The organism is Bacillus sp. GW821-FHT01G09, from assembly GCF_059422205.1.
On the sequence record NZ_JBWKWL010000006.1, the window covers coordinates 247106 to 264954 of the forward strand.

The 17849-nt window shown below is 43.1% G+C and carries 18 protein-coding genes; 9 read left to right on the forward strand and 9 right to left on the reverse strand.

Features of this window, described 5'->3' with window-relative positions; translation table 11 throughout:
* Positions 1-64: 64 nt before the first annotated feature.
* On the reverse strand, positions 65-937 hold the full coding sequence (gene mneS / locus AC07VD_RS19780) for a manganese transporter MneS (RefSeq protein ID WP_015382984.1): 873 nt from the start codon (positions 935-937) through the stop codon (positions 65-67).
* Between the two features lie 73 nt (positions 938-1010).
* On the opposite strand from mneS, the gene AC07VD_RS19785 reads away from it, so the two are divergent.
* The 7 genes from AC07VD_RS19785 (at position 1011) to AC07VD_RS19815 (ending at position 6994) form a co-directional block, all read left to right on the forward strand.
* Complete coding sequence (locus AC07VD_RS19785; protein WP_336805521.1) at positions 1011-1298, forward strand: hypothetical protein; 288 nt, start codon at positions 1011-1013, stop codon at positions 1296-1298.
* Between the two features lie 37 nt (positions 1299-1335).
* Positions 1336-2745: a GABA permease gene (gene gabP / locus AC07VD_RS19790; protein ID WP_024571787.1), complete on the forward strand. Its 1410-nt coding sequence runs from the start codon at positions 1336-1338 to the stop codon at positions 2743-2745.
* Between the two features lie 151 nt (positions 2746-2896).
* Positions 2897-4438: an outer spore coat copper-dependent laccase CotA gene (gene cotA, locus AC07VD_RS19795; RefSeq protein ID WP_072175441.1), complete on the forward strand. Its 1542-nt coding sequence runs from the start codon at positions 2897-2899 to the stop codon at positions 4436-4438.
* A 98-nt stretch (positions 4439-4536) separates the two neighbouring features.
* Positions 4537-5526 carry a DUF4003 domain-containing protein gene (locus tag AC07VD_RS19800; RefSeq protein ID WP_124059954.1) on the forward strand — a complete coding sequence of 330 codons (990 nt, stop codon included), beginning with the start codon at positions 4537-4539 and terminating at the stop codon, positions 5524-5526.
* Between the two features lie 12 nt (positions 5527-5538).
* On the forward strand, positions 5539-6354 hold the full coding sequence (locus AC07VD_RS19805) for an alpha/beta fold hydrolase (protein ID WP_029317396.1): 816 nt from the start codon (positions 5539-5541) through the stop codon (positions 6352-6354).
* Positions 6355-6436: 82 nt separating this feature from the next.
* Positions 6437-6646 (forward strand): cold-shock protein, encoded by a 210-nt coding sequence (locus AC07VD_RS19810; RefSeq protein WP_003234008.1) that lies wholly within the window; start codon positions 6437-6439, stop codon positions 6644-6646.
* Positions 6647-6835: 189 nt separating this feature from the next.
* Positions 6836-6994, forward strand: a complete 159-nt coding sequence (locus tag AC07VD_RS19815; RefSeq protein ID WP_003243985.1) for a hypothetical protein — start codon at positions 6836-6838, stop codon at positions 6992-6994.
* 33 nt (positions 6995-7027) lie between these two features.
* Here the strand turns inward: AC07VD_RS19815 and AC07VD_RS19820 are convergent, their stop codons facing one another.
* Both AC07VD_RS19820 and walM read right to left on the reverse strand, forming a co-directional pair.
* Positions 7028-8074, reverse strand: coding sequence for a PD40 domain-containing protein (locus AC07VD_RS19820; RefSeq protein ID WP_124059953.1), 1047 nt, complete (start codon positions 8072-8074; stop codon positions 7028-7030).
* Between the two features lie 65 nt (positions 8075-8139).
* Positions 8140-8511, reverse strand: coding sequence for a cell wall metabolism protein WalM (gene walM / locus AC07VD_RS19825; protein ID WP_003234013.1), 372 nt, complete (start codon positions 8509-8511; stop codon positions 8140-8142).
* Positions 8512-8948: 437 nt separating this feature from the next.
* On the opposite strand from walM, the gene bdhA reads away from it, so the two are divergent.
* Positions 8949-9989: a (R,R)-butanediol dehydrogenase gene (gene bdhA, locus AC07VD_RS19830; RefSeq protein WP_029946299.1), complete on the forward strand. Its 1041-nt coding sequence runs from the start codon at positions 8949-8951 to the stop codon at positions 9987-9989.
* Between the two features lie 47 nt (positions 9990-10036).
* On the opposite strand, the gene iolT is transcribed toward bdhA, so the two are convergent.
* Positions 10037-11458 (reverse strand): myo-inositol transporter IolT, encoded by a 1422-nt coding sequence (gene iolT / locus AC07VD_RS19835; RefSeq protein WP_019712787.1) that lies wholly within the window; start codon positions 11456-11458, stop codon positions 10037-10039.
* A gap of 580 nt (positions 11459-12038) precedes the next feature.
* Here iolT and AC07VD_RS19840 point away from each other — a divergent pair.
* Positions 12039-13064: a potassium channel family protein gene (locus AC07VD_RS19840; RefSeq protein WP_124059952.1), complete on the forward strand. Its 1026-nt coding sequence runs from the start codon at positions 12039-12041 to the stop codon at positions 13062-13064.
* A gap of 46 nt (positions 13065-13110) precedes the next feature.
* Here AC07VD_RS19840 and AC07VD_RS19845 read toward each other — a convergent pair whose 3' ends face one another.
* The 5 genes from AC07VD_RS19845 to AC07VD_RS19865 form a co-directional block, all read right to left on the reverse strand.
* Complete coding sequence (locus AC07VD_RS19845) at positions 13111-14082, reverse strand: SPFH domain-containing protein (protein ID WP_124059951.1); 972 nt, start codon at positions 14080-14082, stop codon at positions 13111-13113.
* 30 nt (positions 14083-14112) lie between these two features.
* A complete protein-coding gene (locus tag AC07VD_RS19850) occupies positions 14113-14877 on the reverse strand; it encodes a TPM domain-containing protein (protein ID WP_123374294.1) in 765 nt (254 codons plus the stop codon).
* A complete protein-coding gene (locus tag AC07VD_RS19855) occupies positions 14877-15902 on the reverse strand; it encodes a TFIIB-type zinc ribbon-containing protein (protein WP_041336778.1) in 1026 nt (341 codons plus the stop codon). The genes AC07VD_RS19850 and AC07VD_RS19855 overlap by 1 nt, the downstream gene beginning before the upstream one ends.
* A 65-nt stretch (positions 15903-15967) precedes the next feature.
* On the reverse strand, positions 15968-16651 hold the full coding sequence (locus AC07VD_RS19860) for a PspA/IM30 family protein (RefSeq protein ID WP_494721959.1): 684 nt from the start codon (positions 16649-16651) through the stop codon (positions 15968-15970).
* A 194-nt stretch (positions 16652-16845) separates the two neighbouring features.
* Positions 16846-17808 (reverse strand): carbohydrate kinase family protein, encoded by a 963-nt coding sequence (locus AC07VD_RS19865; RefSeq protein WP_128737608.1) that lies wholly within the window; start codon positions 17806-17808, stop codon positions 16846-16848.
* Between the last annotated feature and the right edge of the window lie 41 nt (positions 17809-17849).

Sequence of the window (17849 nt, forward strand, 5' to 3'; positions counted from 1 at the left end):
CAAATTGTTTCCAATAAAGCTGGCCAAAACACACAAAAAAAGCTTCCTGTGGCAGGAAGCTCAATTATTTGTGTTCTAAAGGCTCCATATGAACATGCGAATAATCAATCGCATGCTCCTCCTTCATTCTCCGCTCAATTTCATTGGCTATATCGTGGCTTTCCGTAATATTTAAATCTGCCGATACCTCAACCACCACATCAACATGAACCGTACTGCCCAAGTATCTTGCTTTTATGTCTTTTAAACGGCTCACACCGGAGATTTTTTCGATTGTCTGTTTATAAGCGGAAATGTCCTTTATGTCGAATCCATCTGTCAAAGAGTGAGATGACTCTTTAAAAATATCCCATGCGGTCTTGCAAATAAGCAGACCGATCACAAACGCAGTGACCGTATCAATCCAAGCAAGATGGAATTGAGCAGCCACAATGCCGATAAATGTGCCGATACTGACGAATGCGTCTGATTTATTATCAGCAGCCGCAGCAAGGAGCGCCTGGCTCTTCACCTTTTTGGCCAGCCTTTTATTGTACCGATAAACGATCAGCATCAGGACTGCCCCGCCCGCTGCCGTCCAAGCCGCAATCATATCTGGCGTCTCTTGTTTAGCAGAAAAAATAGATTCTCCGGCGCTGAACAGCACTTGCAGTCCGACAACCATCATAATAAACGATGCTATAAGCGATGCAATCGTTTCCGCTCGAAAGTGGCCGTATGGATGATCTTCGTCAGGAGGCTTTTGAGAGATGCGCAGGCCAATCAGCACAGCAACAGAAGCAATAATGTCAGTTGTGTTATTTAACCCGTCTGCCGTAAGTGCTTCCGAGTGAAAAAGATAACCGATGATCAGTTTAATTGCGGAAAGAACAAGATACGCGGCAATGCTGACCAGCGCCCCGGATTCTCCCTTTTTCAGTTCATCATATCTCTCCATACAAAACCTCCTCCCCGCTCACATTTTCCTATTATTATCTTACAAAGCTGAACCGCAGTGGGTCTACAGAAACATGATTCACCCGCCACAGAAAAATAGTGATGATGGAACACTTTTTCTCTCATCCAATTTATTTGCTCCGCCAAAAAGCCCATCAAACCCAATGACACCAGTGCTTCTCGCATTCTATCGAATTGTAAATATTACGCAAAATCACACAGCGAATAAAAAACGAAACATTTTTTCCACGCATTCGATGAAAGCGCAAACAAAACACTACAAATTTGAAATAAAACGTTATATTTTCTCACATGAATTTTCGACAAACTGTATATTTATGATAGAGTTTCAATTATCATAATATTCAGTAATGATTGCATTTTAAAAGGAGGTAACTTATGAACCAATCTCAATCAGGATTAAAAAAGGAATTAAAGACCCGCCATATGACAATGATTTCGATTGCCGGTGTAATCGGAGCCGGCCTGTTTGTAGGCAGCGGTTCAGTGATTCACTCGACTGGTCCGGGTGCCATTGTTTCTTACGCGTTAGCCGGATTATTGGTGATTTTTATTATGAGAATGCTCGGTGAGATGTCTGCCGTAAACCCGACGAGCGGATCGTTTTCTCAATACGCTCATGACGCCATCGGACCGTGGGCAGGATTTACAATCGGCTGGCTGTACTGGTTTTTCTGGGTGATCGTCATCGCGATCGAAGCCATTGCCGGTGCTGGCATTATTCAATACTGGTTCCATGATATCCCGCTGTGGCTGACAAGTTTGATCTTGACCATTGTGCTCACCCTGACAAACGTCTACTCCGTTAAGTCTTTCGGTGAGTTTGAATATTGGTTCTCCCTCATTAAAGTTGTGACTATCATTGCTTTTCTAATCGTTGGTTTCGCCTTTATTTTTGGCTTTGCACCGGGCAGTGAGCCAGTCGGTTTATCGAATCTTACAGGCAAAGGCGGATTTTTCCCGGAAGGCATCAGCTCCGTATTGCTCGGCATTGTCGTTGTCATCTTCTCTTTTATGGGAACTGAAATCGTTGCCATTGCAGCAGGGGAAACATCCAACCCGATCGAATCTGTGACAAAAGCCACCAGATCCGTTGTATGGCGCATCATCGTCTTTTACGTGGGCTCAATCGCCATTGTCGTGGCGCTTTTGCCATGGAATTCAGCAAATATTTTAGAAAGCCCTTTCGTCGCTGTACTTGAGCATATAGGAGTGCCGGCAGCCGCACAGATTATGAACTTTATCGTCCTCACAGCTGTACTCTCTTGCCTGAATTCAGGTTTGTACACCACATCCAGAATGCTGTATTCTCTTGCAGAAAGAAACGAAGCGCCGCGCCGTTTTATGAAATTGAGCAAAAAAGGCGTTCCCGTACAAGCCATTGTGGCCGGGACATTTTTCTCTTATATCGCGGTCGTAATGAACTATTTTTCACCGGATACCGTCTTTTTATTCTTAGTCAACTCATCAGGCGCAATCGCTTTACTCGTCTATCTTGTCATCGCTGTTTCCCAGCTGAAAATGCGGAAAAAACTCGAAAAAACAAACCCGGAAGCATTGAAGATCAAAATGTGGCTCTTCCCTTTCCTAACCTACTTGACCATCATCGCCATTTGCGGAATTTTAGTGTCCATGGCGTTTATTGATTCCATGAGAGACGAGCTGCTGCTGACAGGCGTCATTACGGGAATCGTTTTGATTTCTTACCTTGTGTTCAGAAAACGCAAGGTGAGCGAGAAAGCGGCTGCCAACCCAGTCACACAGCAGCAGCCCGATATCCTGCCTTAATGCTGATCAAATCCTAAACGGCCTGCCGTTTAGGATTTTGTTATTTTCTTCTTCGGGCGGGCTGCAGCACGAAGATTTTTTGTAACCATCACGTCCTTATTGTCATTAACTATAATACCAATTTGGAAAATTTAGATAAGGACAGATGAAAATGACACTTGAAAAATTTGTGGATGCTCTCCCAATCCCAGATACACTAAAGCCAGTACAGCAATCAAAAGAAAAAACATACTACGAAGTCACCATGGAGGAATGCACTCATCAGCTCCATCGCGATCTCCCTCCAACCCGCCTGTGGGGCTACAACGGCTTATTTCCGGGGCCGACCATTGAGGTTAAAAGAAATGAAAACGTATATGTAAAATGGATGAATAACCTTCCTTCCACACATTTCCTTCCAATTGATCACACCATTCATCACAGTGACAGCCAGCATGAAGAGCCCGAGGTAAAGACTGTTGTTCATTTACACGGCGGCGTCACGCCAGATGATAGTGACGGGTATCCGGAGGCTTGGTTTTCCAAAGACTTTGAACAAACAGGACCTTATTTCAAAAGAGAGGTTTATCATTATCCAAACCAGCAGCGCGGGGCTATATTGTGGTATCACGATCACGCCATGGCGCTCACCAGGCTAAATGTCTATGCTGGACTTGTCGGTGCTTATATCATTCATGACCCAAAGGAAAAACGCTTAAAACTGCCTTCAGACGAATACGATGTGCCGCTTCTTATCACAGACCGCACGATCAATGAGGACGGTTCTTTGTTTTATCCGAGCGCACCGGAAAACCCTTCTCCATCACTGCCTAACCCTTCAATCGTTCCGGCTTTTTGCGGAGAAACCATACTCGTCAACGGGAAGGTATGGCCATACTTGGAGGTCGAGCCGAGGAAATACCGATTCCGAGTCATCAACGCCTCCAATACAAGAACCTATAACCTGTCACTCGATAATGGCGGAGAGTTTATTCAGATTGGTTCAGATGGAGGGCTCCTGCCGCGATCTGTTAAACTGAATTCTTTCAGCCTTGCGCCTGCTGAACGTTACGATATCATCATTGACTTCACAGCATATGAAGGAGAATCGATCATTTTGGCAAACAGCGCGGGCTGCGGCGGTGACGTCAATCCTGAAACAGATGCGAATATCATGCAATTCAGAGTCACAAAACCATTGGCACAAAAAGACGAAAGCAGAAAGCCGAAGTACCTCGCCTCATACCCTTCGGTACAGCATGAAAGAATACAAAACATCAGAACGTTAAAACTGGCAGGCACCCAGGACGAATACGGCAGACCCGTCCTTCTGCTTAATAACAAACGCTGGCACGATCCCGTCACAGAAACACCAAAAGTCGGCACAACTGAAATATGGTCCATTATCAACCCGACACGCGGAACACATCCGATCCACCTGCATCTAGTCTCCTTCCGTGTATTAGACCGGCGGCCGTTTGATATCGCCCGTTATCAAGAAAGCGGGGAATTGTCCTATACCGGTCCGGCTGTCCCGCCGCCGCCAAGTGAAAAGGGCTGGAAAGACACCATTCAAGCGCATGCAGGTGAAGTCCTGAGAATCGCGGCGACATTCGGTCCGTACAGCGGACGATACGTATGGCATTGCCATATTCTAGAGCATGAAGACTATGACATGATGAGACCGATGGATATAACTGATCCCCATAAATAACCCGACAAACTTGCCTCTAGCAGGCAAGTTTTTTCTTTATGAAACCTTTGGCCCTATTTATCGTATTACGTAAAAACAACAAAAAGGAGCTGCTTTTTATGCTCACACACGATCTACATGAAAAAACAAAGCAATACATTTCCATTTATGCTGAATTAAAATCAAAATTAAAATGGAAAGTTTCACACGATCAGATATTAATGCTCATTTCTTCTGCATATATTGTGAATAAAAGAGAGTTTGATTTTCAGCGCTTTTATGATTTGAGCAGCTATATCAAATCAAACATCGGCAGCTTCTCAACACTCAATTCACACCACCGCTTTACTGTTGCATCTATTCTGGACATTCATTTTCAGCATGAGGCAAAACAAACATTTCATACTTTCATCGATGTATACAATGAAATGGTGAAGCTAGGATATAAGCGGGATATGTTCACATACCTTTCCGCTCTGATCTTGCTCACCGGCAAATCTGAAACGACAAACCAAAAAGAACAGATGAACTTGGGGCTAGCTGTTTATCAGCAGATGAAGAAAAATCATTATTTCCTCACTTCAACTCAGAATGTTCCGCTTGCCGTACTGCTTGGAGAAAACGGAAAAGGTTTGCAGGCGCTACAGAAGGCGGAAACATGCTATCAGCTGCTGGCAGCCAACGGCTTTAAAAAAGGACAGTACTTACATCAGGTCAGCCATATTCTGGCCTTGCAAAGTGAAAAAGAGCCCGAAATGCTTGTTTCCGCTTGCAAACAGATATATCAATCGATCACTGAATCTGTCAAAAAACCAAAGGATTATCATTATCCAGACCTTGCTCTCCTCACATTTCTGGAAGAGCCAGATATCAAAACGGTTTTGTGCATCACTGACGAATTAAACCAGGAAAAAGCTTTTAAATGGCAAAAGGAAATGAATTTTAAAATTGCTGTCAGCCTCTATCTCAGTGAGCATATGGAGAAAAATCTGCTGATGGAATCAGGACTATACACCGCTATCGAAACAGTCATTCAAGCGCAGCAGGCAGCCGCGACAGCTGCCATCATCAGCTCAACAGCAGCCAGCCATACTCATGATGGAAACTAAAGGAGGAGAAACATGCCATACATCACATTAGAAGATCAGACACGCCTTTACTATGAAACACACGGGAGCGGGACGCCGATCCTGTTTATACATGGGGTGCTGATGAGCGGACAATTTTTCCACAAACAATTTTCGGCGCTTTCTGCCAATTATCAATGTATTCGTCTTGATCTTAGAGGACACGGCGAATCTGACAAAGTGCTTCACGGCCACACCATTTCCCAATATGCCCGTGACATAAGGGAATTTCTAAATGCAATGGAGCTTGATCATGTCGTTCTTGCCGGCTGGTCAATGGGTGCTTTTGTCGTATGGGATTATCTCAATCAGTTTGGGAATGATAACATTCAAGCCGCTGTGATCATCGATCAATCCGCTTCGGACTATCAATGGGAGGGCTGGGAACATGGTCCATTTGATTTTGACGGCTTAAAAACAGCGATGCACGCCATTCAAACTGACCCGCTGCCTTTCTACGAAAGCTTCATCCAGAATATGTTCGCAGAACCGCCTGCCGAGACCGAAACAGAATGGATGCTGGCAGAAATCCTCAAACAGCCGGCTGCCATTTCTAGCACGATTTTATTTAACCAAACGGCCGCTGATTACCGGGGCACCCTCCAAAACATCAATGTGCCGACATTGCTGTGCTTCGGGGAAGACAAGAAATTTTTCTCTACAGCAGCTGGGGAACACTTGCGCAGCAATATTCCAAACGCGACACTCGTTACCTTTCCTAAAAGCAGCCATTGCCCGTTTTTAGAAGAGCCAGATGCTTTTAACAGCACACTCCTATCCTTTTTAGATGGGGTTATTGGAAAGTCATAAAGAAAAAGGAATTAGGAGATTAGGGAAAAGTATGAGACAATAAGAAGTGTGCAGTAAAATACATGAGGGAAGAAGTGACTTTATGTCTTACTATAACAAACGAAATCAAGAACCGCTGCCAAAAGAAGATGTGAGTACTTGGGAATGCACAAAAGAAGACTGTAATGGCTGGACCCGAAAAAACTTCGCCAGCAGTGATACGCCATTGTGCCCTTTATGCGGAAGTAAAATGGTCGACGGCATCCGTTCATTAGTGAATCTCCAAAACAACAGCCAAACGAAAACAAGCTAGTTCTTCCCTATAACAAATGCAGTCTCCTGCAAGCAAACAAACCCCGAACGGAGACAAAATTCTATATTTCAGAATAAAAGCCTCTCATTGCAAGAGGCCAAATACGAAGAAAGAAGCCCAAAACTGTAAACGTTTAGGGCTTTTTTGTTTGTTTCAATGGTATAATATGGATATAAGAGGAGTGATAACGTGATCTCAAACCAGCAGCAAAAAGACTTGAAAAAAAGAGCTGCGTTCAAAAAGCTGAATGTTGCAATGAACTCATATGTTGAACTTCTGTTTTTGTCAGTGCCTCTGATTCATATCTTTAAATGGCTCGGATCATTAGCTCTGCACCTCATCCATTAAAAAAGCCACTCAGCTCATGCCGAGTGGTTTTTATTAGTTAATCACAGAAAAGCTGTTGATGATGCCGTTTGGATTTTCCCATACTTTTTTGAAGGTCTTATTTTCAAGGCTATAGGAATAAATCGTCCGCACCTTAGCTTCACGCCCTGTTTCATCCTTCAGTTTTTTAGCCCCCTTGGCTTCGGCAAGAAAATAAATGTTCTTTCCATCCTTAGAGAACTGAGGCTGTGCGTCAATTAACAGCTTAAATGATTTTTGATTTGAGATGATGCTTTCATACTTTTTCGTATCCGCATTGAGCATCTGAATAGAAGCGGTTTGCTCCGTTCCTTTCTGCGTATATGATGTGAATAAAATACGTTTATCATCATCAGAAACAGCAATATCGCTGATAAATTGGTTTAGGCTTTTCAGCTCATTAAATTTATGTTGGCGGCCTTCCGCAAAATGAATCGTTGTCGGTTCTGGGTCGATGCCCTTTTCGTTTGCTTCATCTGTTTTCTTGTAGTCTTCTTCTACAGAATAATGAAGCAATGCAAATGAATCGTTTTTTTGGTTATAAAAGAAGCTGCTGACGGTGTCATCCTGATCATTAGCGGCAGGATAAAGATTTTTATACTTTTTCGTCTTCAGATCAAAAGCGGCGATCCGAAAATTGCTTTCGTCCGCTTTTCCTAAGCGGAAATAGATGGTTGAACGGTCCTTTGATAAAAATAAACTGTCCGCACTCTCCGCGCCTTTATAAAGCATCGTTTTTTTATGAGACTTCAGATCCAATTTAAAAAGCCTCATTTCATTCTGTTCATTATTGCCCGTATAATAGAGCACCTGCTGTTTTTGATCCAAGGCAAATGCCGGATAGCTGGTCAGCTTCTCCTCATGGATCACCTTGTCATTTTCATAATACTTTGTCAGCAGATCCGTATCTGTAATTGAAACCAGCAGCTCATCACCGCTTTCGGTATTGACTGAAACATCAGCAGCCTTCTCATGGCCTTTATCCTTTGTAACATAAAACGCAACCCCCGCGGCAGCTGCCGCTATTATCACTGCTAACAAAAATATGATTCTTTTTTTCATCTTTTATCTCCACCAATAGAAAAAGCAAGAATGTGACTTCTTGCTTTCCAGATTATATATGTACATTAATAGCTGTAATGCCCCGCTACTTTACCTTTGCTTAATGGATATCCAAGCGCTTTAAACGCTTTAGGGCTAACATCCAGCACTGCATTAGGCATTCTGCCAACATCATTTTTATAAACCGTAATCACCTTTTTAGGCTTCGCTTTTGCATAAGCTCTGATTTTTGTCCCGTTTCTAGGAACGTCAAATCCGATTTTGGTCGCACAATCCCAATGTCCAAGTTTCTTACCTGAAGAGCCTTTTTTCCCGACTCCATTATACCAAGTAATATTTCCGTTCACATGTTTCGCACTGGCATCTGATGAAAAACTAAAAGCTCCCAAAGTACTTCCTACTAAGATAAAAGCGGCTAAAATGACTTTCTTCAACATTTCGTCCCCCTGTTTGTTAACATCTAGGAAGATTATACACGATCAACCAGCTATTTTTTATTTCAATATCCTTACAGTAATGTTACAAAGTCAAAAAAGTTACCTCTGCTAAAATAAACCATGGAAGATTATCCTATTATAATAGCAGTATTAGCGTTATAATTATTGATAGAGTAGTTGTCGCATTCAATATGAACGAACCATTACCGTATTGTTCAAACCAAATTCATAGCTATGTAAACGATTGATACTCTCATATAAAGAAAAAAGAGTGTGCGAGACCCTTTTTTCTTCAAAGTTTCTTTTTTCAAAAAAACGTAGATTATATTATATAAAAATTTCATTTCTTTTTTGGTTTTAAAAATGGCGATTTTGTGAACAGTTCATATTGACCGGTGCGGAATTACTCACATCAAAAGTTATAGGAGTGGTAATCCATGAAGGCAGCAAGATGGCATAACCAAAAGGATATCCGTATTGAACATATCGAAGAGCCAAAAACGGAGCCGGGAAAAGTAAAGATCAAAGTCAAATGGTGCGGCATCTGCGGAAGTGATTTACACGAATATCTAGGCGGCCCGATCTTTATTCCGGTTGACAAACCGCACCCATTAACAAATGAAACGGCACCTGTCACAATGGGGCATGAATTCTCCGGTGAAGTTGTCGAAGTCGGAGAAGGCGTTGAAAATTATAAAGTTGGAGACCGCGTCGTAGTCGAGCCGATTTTTGCTACACACGGCCACCAAGGCGCCTACAACCTTGATGAACAAATGGGATTCCTCGGCTTAGCCGGCGGAGGCGGCGGTTTCTCTGAATACGTCTCTGTAGATGAAGAGCTTTTGTTCAAACTTCCTGATGAATTATCATATGAACAAGGCGCGCTCGTTGAACCTTCTGCAGTTGCTCTATACGCTGTCCGCTCAAGCAAACTCAAAGCAGGCGACAAAGCGGCTGTATTCGGCTGCGGCCCGATCGGACTTCTTGTCATTGAAGCGCTGAAGGCTGCCGGTGCAACCGATATTTACGCTGTTGAGCTTTCTCCTGAACGCCAGCAAAAAGCTGAGGAGCTTGGCGCGATCATCGTTGATCCGTCTAAAACAGACGATGTAGTCGCTGAGATTGCAGAACGTACAGGAGGCGGTGTTGACGTAGCATTTGAAGTCACTGGTGTCCCAGTGGTGTTACGACAAGCCATCCAGTCCACTACAATCGCCGGTGAAACCGTCATCGTCAGTATTTGGGAAAAAGGTGCTGAAATCCATCCGAACGATATCGTGATCAAAGAACGTTCAGTAAAAGGAATTATCGGATACCGTGACATCTTCCCGGCTGTACTGTCATTAATGAAAGAAGGCTATTTCTCAGCTGACAAACTCGTAACGAAAAAAATCGTACTAGATGATTTGATCGAGGAAGGCTTCGGGGCTCTTATAAAAGAGAAAAACCAAGTTAAAATCCTTGTCAGACCTAACTAATTTGAAACCAAAAAGAATCCGCACTCGGGTGCGGATTCTTTTTTAAATTATCCAATCACTTCAGCCCCAGAATCCTTCTTCGCCCCGCCGTGATCATAAGCGCGGAAGTTTTCCTCCAGCTGCTCAAGCGAAAGTCCTTTCGTTTCCGGTAAAAACTTCTTCACAAATAGAACAGAGCAAATTCCTAATCCAACAAAGATAAAGAACGTTGTGGACAGCCCGATGGCTGCCAGCAATATCGGAAACGTGAAACTGACTGCAAAATTCACCATCCACAGACAGAATACCGTAACACCCATTCCCAGTCCGCGAAGGCGAAGCGGGAAAATTTCAGATAACATCAGCCAAGTCACTGGTGAAATGGCCCCCTGCTGAAAAGCAAGGAATGTGACCGTTAATGACAGGACTACATATGGAAGTGCCGGAGATCCTTCAAGTACAAGTGAGAATATCCCGATTAGCAATAACGCTGTTGTCGTACCGATCAAGCCTGTCATCAGCATCGGCCGGCGCCCCACTCTTCCCAGCAGCCAGATTCCGACGAATGTTGCCAATACCGAAATCACGCCATTCGCAATATTTCCGATTAAAGCGGCTTCCGTTTGGAAACCGGAATTTCTTAGAATTTCAGTCCCATAATACATAATCGAATTAACACCTGTAATTTGCTGTACAATCGCAATCCCTAATCCAATAAACACAATACGGCGCACCCATGGGACCGAAAGATCTTTAAACGTCGCTTTTTCAAGCTGATCTTCTTTTTTGAAAGCGAATTCGATTTCTTGCAGCTCAGCTGCTGCCCGCTTTTCGTCTCTGATTTTTTTCAATACACGCAAAGCATCTTCTTTTCTTCCTTTAGAAACAAGCCAGCGGGGACTCTCGGGCATTCTGATCATGCCGAAAAACAGGAACAAGGCTGGAAGTGACGCAATGACCAGCATAAACCTCCACACATGGGAGTTGTCTCCCATTGTTGTGCCAAGGATCGCATTAAAAACAAAGGCCAAAAGCTGTCCTGATACAATCATCAATTCGTTCTGCGTCACCATCCGTCCCCTGCTTTCCACAGGAGACATCTCTGCTAAATAGGCAGGCACCGTTACGGATGCACCCCCGACCGCAATACCAAGCACAAAACGGGAAATAATCATGACCGTAACATTTGGAGCAAACGTACACCCGATCGTTGAAATAAAAAATATAACAGCGAGGAACAAAATATTTTTGCGGCGGCCGTTAAAATCAGACATCCTGCCGCCAAACACAGCACCCAGTGCCGCTCCAAAAAGAAGTGAACTGGTGACAAGACCCTCTGTGAAGGCATTGAGATTAAGCTGATCCGGCTCTCCCATATACGGCAAAGCTCCATTGAGCACACCGGTATCATAGCCAAAAAGAAGCCCGCCGAAAGTGGAGACTAAAATAATTGTACGTAAAAATGACATTTGATTGCCTTGTTTATTCATACTGTTTCCCCCAGTCTTTTTCAAAATGCGTATGTCAAAAACTTATTCCAGGGCTGCTGCCTTCCTCACATTTCGTAAGCAGGCTTCAGAAAATAGTTGTTCATGTTTTTATCCAATAACCTCATAACCTTCCCTTCTTCTTAGCATGTCAATCCTGATGGAAGCGATTTCATTTCTCATTAAAAGAACAATGGTCATTTCTTTGTGCATATCGTTCATTGGTATTTATTAGTCACTTAATAGTTCAATTGTAGTGATGTTATAGTGACATTTTTGTTATATCTGATATTATCATAATTATAAAAACGCTTTCAGTCAATATAAATTTCTGAAAATTTTTTACTCTATAAAAGGAAAATCACCAATTCAAGGGGAAAATGAACGTTTTTCTTCATGAAAATGTGTGAATCAAGTCAAAAATCCTGTGATTTTCTGTTCATATCGAAAAATGAGTAAGTGTTGGGTAACTCCCACCTATTTTTCTCTGTAAAATCAAACATTCGTTCAATTGTTTCAGACTCAGGATAAAAGGAAATAGAGAAGAAAATAAAAGAAGGCTGACTTAAGGGAGGCAACCAAAATGAATGAGGGTTATATCATTGCAGGCCTTTTATTATTGACAGCGGGGATGATTGATTTTTTATGGACCACGTTATGGTTAGAGAGCGGTGCCGGCCCGATCACAAGATGCCTGTCTGCCTGGCTGTGGAAGGGCTGCCGCAAAATCAGCGGTGACCACGCAAAGGTTCTAAGTATGGCTGGTCCTCTGCTGTTATGCCTGACGTTAGTGATATGGATCAGTCTATTTTGGAGCGGGTGGGTTTTGATTTACTCGAGTGACCCTCACTCACTTATGGAAACTCAATCAAAAGAACCGGCTTCCTGGTCAGACCGAATTTATTTTTCCGGCTATGTCATGTTTACATTAGGAAATGGCGACCTCGCTCCGAACGGAGGCCTATGGAAGCTTGTCACGATTATTGAAACAGCTCAAGGACTGCTTACGATCACGTTTTCTGTCACGTATTTGATTTCCGTCTTGAGTGCGGTTAATCAAAAACGCTCCTTTGCCCAAAGTGTATTAAGTCTAGGGCATGACGGAACAGAAATCGTCCATAATGCATGGAATGGCAAAGATTTTCACGACATTGATTTTCTTCTTGTCGCTGCCTCATCAGAACTGGGAAAGCTGACCGCTCAGCATAACGCCTTCCCCATCCTTCATTTTTACCACAGCACGCAGCATCAGGAATCATCCATTATAGCTGTTGCTGTATTGGATGAAGCTCTAACCATTTTCAAATACGGAATTCCTGAACAATATCAGCCGAATCAGCTTCATATCAAAGAAGCGCGCTCAAGTATCAAAAACTATCTGGATACCGTTCATACTGCCTATATCCATCCTGCAGAACAAGCGCCGCCGGAACCAGACATCTCAAAGCTTCAACAATCAGGCATACCGGCTTTATCAAAGCAAACATTTCAAATTGCCGTCAATTCAATAAAGGAACGTCGTCAATTGCTGCTGGGAATTATCCAAGCGGGTGCTCGAAAATGGCCTGTTCAGGAGCAAGCAATAGGTAACGCTTATTCTTCTAAATAAAAAAGTCCCGAGCGCTGATCACTCCGGACTTTTCACTGTATGAGTCTTACACAAGCTTCTGGCCGCAATTCGGACAAAAATTGGCTTCGCCCGTTTTTGTTCCGCAGTTTGGACAGAAATTCGGTTTGCTTCCGCTGCCAGTTGACTGTGGGCCTGATGACTGTGCCTGCTGATTTTGATTCATTTGGTTCATCATCTGATTGGCCATATTCATTCCCATCATCATTCCAGCCATATCCGAAGCCGCTCCGCCTCCGCTCATCTTTCCGGATGCCATTCCATCCGTCATTGATATTTGCTGGTATCTGTTCACATCCCCAACCATACCGTAGGAAGCGTTCTTTGTAATCATATCTTGAACCTCTTGAGGATAATTAAAGCTCATGATTTGAAAACCAGTGACCGTCATCCCGTCGCTTATTAATTGCATATCTAAGTCCTCTTGAATTCCCTTGGCAATATCAAAAGCGTTTGCTTGAAGATTAAACATATCTTTCCCTTCTCTTGCGATCCACTTCATGAGAAGCTGATCCAGAATAGAAATGATACGGGTTTTAATATCCTCTACAAAATATTGATCTTTCACGCCAGCGATTTTATCAATCAGGCTGATATAGTCCTGCACCTTGAAATTAAATGTGCCATTTGCGCGAATGGGTACCCCGCCTGGCATTCCCGCTGCCGGAATATTTATCGCCTGTTTTGTTCCCCATCTTACGGTAAATTCCTTCGTATTGACAAACAGCACCTCAGCTCGCATGCCGCTGTTAAAGCCAAACTTAAAGCCCTTTAACGTTGAAAGGAATGGAATAATTTCTGATTCAATATCATAATCGCCATCATCTTGAAAGACTCCTTCAACCCGCCCATTGTTCAAAAAGACAGCATCCTGTCCGGGACGAATGATTAAACGGCTCCCTTTTTTGATTTCACGATTGTTCCATTTATAAAAAATCATATCATCTCTAAATTCTTCCCACTCTACTACATTCGCTAATTGATTTCTGAAAAACGACATTACGCCTCTCCCTTTCTCTATTTCTTACATTTAAAAACTGCCCCGGCTCCCACTGTATGACGTGCCGCCTTTCGTAACACCGCCATCGCTGCCGCTGTCTTTATCTGATGGTTTTCTTTCTCTTGTTACAGTCGTTCTAATATAAGTGTCGTATTGATCAATCACATCAGACGTACGCTGATCCATATATGTATTTCCATTAACCGTTACTTTGCCGCCTGCATGATAAAGCATGATTGAAACCGCAATTCCCCCGACTGCGATGGCAGCAATCAGCTGAAACCACCATGTAAAGAATATGTTGTCGGGGTTTACTCCCGGTTTTATGCCCATATCTTTATAGGAAAGCTGAATATATGTCTCAAAAGCTTTAAAATAATTTTCATTGGATAAATCAGATGAAATCGTATTTCTGATGCTATTGAGCCTGCTGTTGTCCAAATACTGTTCGGCTTTTTTGAAGCCTGCGATAAACACTTCTCTGTTTGTCATATCAATGGTCAAAATGGCTGTACTGCCTTTTCCGTAACGATCATAAAAATCGCCGGCATAATCGGCAATATCTTCACCATTTGTGCTTTTAGTCGTAATAATGATGAAATCAGTGTCTCTCTTTGCACCCAGCTCTGCCGAGAGAGATTCAAGTTTTCCGATCTCCGCTTTTGACAATAGATGAGCGCGATCGTACACATGCTGCTGCGATTCAGAGGCTCTTGCCGCTTCGATACCCAGTAAAGGCATCATGATGAAGACAGCCAGCACACCAAAGATCGCTTTCCCTAAAAATCCCCGCATCAAAATCCGCCTCCCATCATCAATGAGACGAGCTTCAACGCAAGAAATGTCCCGCCTGCTATTCCGCTAAACCATGCTGCCACTTTTCCTCGACTGATCGGCGGCTTTCCAACAACCTTTCCTGTTTGCCCGTTCATCGCAAAGATATGCTCCGCTCTTTCATAATCGTAACTGACCATCCAAACGGGAAGCAAAACGTAAAAGCTGTTCACGTTTTTCGTGTGAATATGTTTGTCCCTCACATTGACTGACGTATATCCGGAAAAAGTAGAATGGATGTATGAATCTATATAACTGCTGATTTTCTCTTTTGCCCTCGGAAAAAGCTCCTCATCGGTATAATTGTACTTTTCCGCAATATAACCGGCCAAATATGCCGTTTGAAAGTCCTTCAGCTCTTCGTATGAATAAGGCTCCAATTTGTCCATTAATTCGTCTTTCATTTTTTCAGAGGCATCGACAGGGATTTTCAAATAATCGAGATTGATATCACGAAACGCTTCAAAGTGCTCTGTTTCCGTGCAAATATAATCTCCTTCTTCATATTGATGGACTCTGGTACAGTTTGCTCTCACCTGTACTTCACTATTTAAATCAAACATCCAAAATGGAATATACATGCCGGTGATGCTTTTGATACGATCAGCCGACATGAAACCTCTTGGTGTCAGAAGGCCTTTTTTGCACCACTTTCGAAATGCCTGCTCCGCTTCTTGTTTACTGATTGTAAATGGAATGACCTTCGCCGGCGCCAAATGTCCTGATAAACGATCGGCAAGTATTGCAGCACCTCCGCAGAAGCTGCACGTCGTCGCTGTCGTTTCAGCTTCCGTGATCAAAACGGCGCCGCAGTTTTCACATTGATATTCTTTTGCTTCATCATCAGAAAACCGCGCCGCAATGTTTTCTTTCGGAAGGCTTTCAATATTGTCCTGTCTTCCGCAGCTGCCGCAGGATAACGAGCCGGTTTCACTGTCAAATGCCATATCACTGCCGCAGTTCGGACACTTATAAGATATTATCATTACCGTTCCCTCTCACATCTTATGATAAAATGACGCCGCAGCCGAAAGCTGCGGCCTCCTATGTATTACTTATCGAGCATCATTTTCGCTTTTAACGCCGCAAGTTCATCATCAACCTGGCTTGAACCGCCAGTATCATACTTTGCAGTCAGATCAGCCATATCATCCTGCGGAACGCTGTTCAGTTCAGCCATTGCATTGGCCTGATCAAGTGCCTTATTTACTTTGTCCTCCATTCGGCCGAATGCAGACATTGATTGGCTTGTACTTGAAACAGAAGCGCCCAGTTTGTTCATTCTTTCTTGCGTTTTCGCGACTGCCCACTTCGCCTTGATCATATTTTTGCGTGCTTCCAGCTCTCCAATGTCAGATACCAATTTGTCATGCATCTTTCTCATCTGTGCGGCATTGGTTGCAGCAATTTGATTGGCCGCCTGCAGCTCAGAAAGCTTTGACTCCAAAGATGTTTTTCTTTCAAGAAATTTTCTCGCATCGCTCTCATTCCCGGCTTGCAGCGCCTTCATTGCATAGCTTTCCATCTTTTCCATATCCGCCTGGCATTCGTGATATTCTCTTTTTGCTCTCTGCTCCTCGACCATAACAGCTGCTGTTTCTGCCTTAACCTTAGCCAAATCGCTATTCATATTTCTTAAATATTGATCTACCATTTTCTCCGGATTTTCAGCCTTGTCCAATAAAGCATTGATATTCGCAGACATAATATCTTTAAATCTTCCAATTATACTCATTATATCGTTCCTCCTAAAGCTAATTCGTAACCCTTGTTACATATACTATTTATTATCGTTAAAAGTTTCACTTTTTTAATAAAAAATGACATTTCAAACAAAAAATATATAACTTTTTACCTGAACAAAAATGTAAGCAATAAAAAAAGATGCCCCCAAAAGTCCAAAGACTTTCAAGAAACATCTTCAATGATTTACAAAGAAACTTCGATCTCATCCAAGCTCGGCAGTGCATCAATCGCTCCAATTTTAGTGCACACAAGAGCTCCGACCTTATTGGCAAACGCCACAATCTCACGCAGTTTCACAAAATCAGCATCTACAGATTGAATCTGATCCGTGTTTGCCAATTGATATAAAGCCGCACCGACAAAAGCATCTCCCGCCCCTGTTGAGTCAATTGATGTCACCGGAATGCTTGGAATGATTTCACGGTCTTTTCCATTGGAAAGAAGCGTTCCGCTTTTCCCAAGTGTCACAGCGACAATGTTGGCTCCGATCTCATGAAGGATCGCAACTCCCTTTTCATGATCCTTCACACCGCTGATAATCTCAAGTTCCTCGTCACTGACTTTCACAAAATCACTTACAGCGATCGCTTTTTTCGCAACACTTACAAACTCTGAGACTCTTCCCCTCCATAAATCTTCACGGTAGTTAGGGTCAAACGAAATAAACTGTCCATTGTCTTTCGCAATCGACATCAGCCGTAAATAGGCTGAGCAAAATGGATCTGATAACAGTGCCGTCGCAGAGCCGAAATGAAGGATTTTCGCTCCGTTTAGTTTTTCCTGGTCAATATCCTCCAGCGTAAACAAAGCGTCCGCGCCTCTATTAAAAACAAAGTCACGCTCTCCATTTTGTTTTAATGAAACAAAAGCAAGCGTTGTAGGCGCTTTCTCATCCATCACCAGCATAGAGGTATCGACGTGTACAGCGTCCAATGTTTGCTTCAGAAAATACCCAAACGGATCCTTTCCTACTTTTCCACTGAAAGCGGCGTCTCCTCCCAGCTTGGCAATAGCTGCTGACACATTCGCCGGTGCCCCGCCGGCACTTTTCAGGAAATGGCGCCCTTCCATTAAATCAACGTCAACATCGGTACAAAAGAAATCAATCAACAATTCCCCAATACAAACTACAGAATGACTACGCATATTATCACACTCATTTATAAAGTCTAGATTACAGTCTCAGT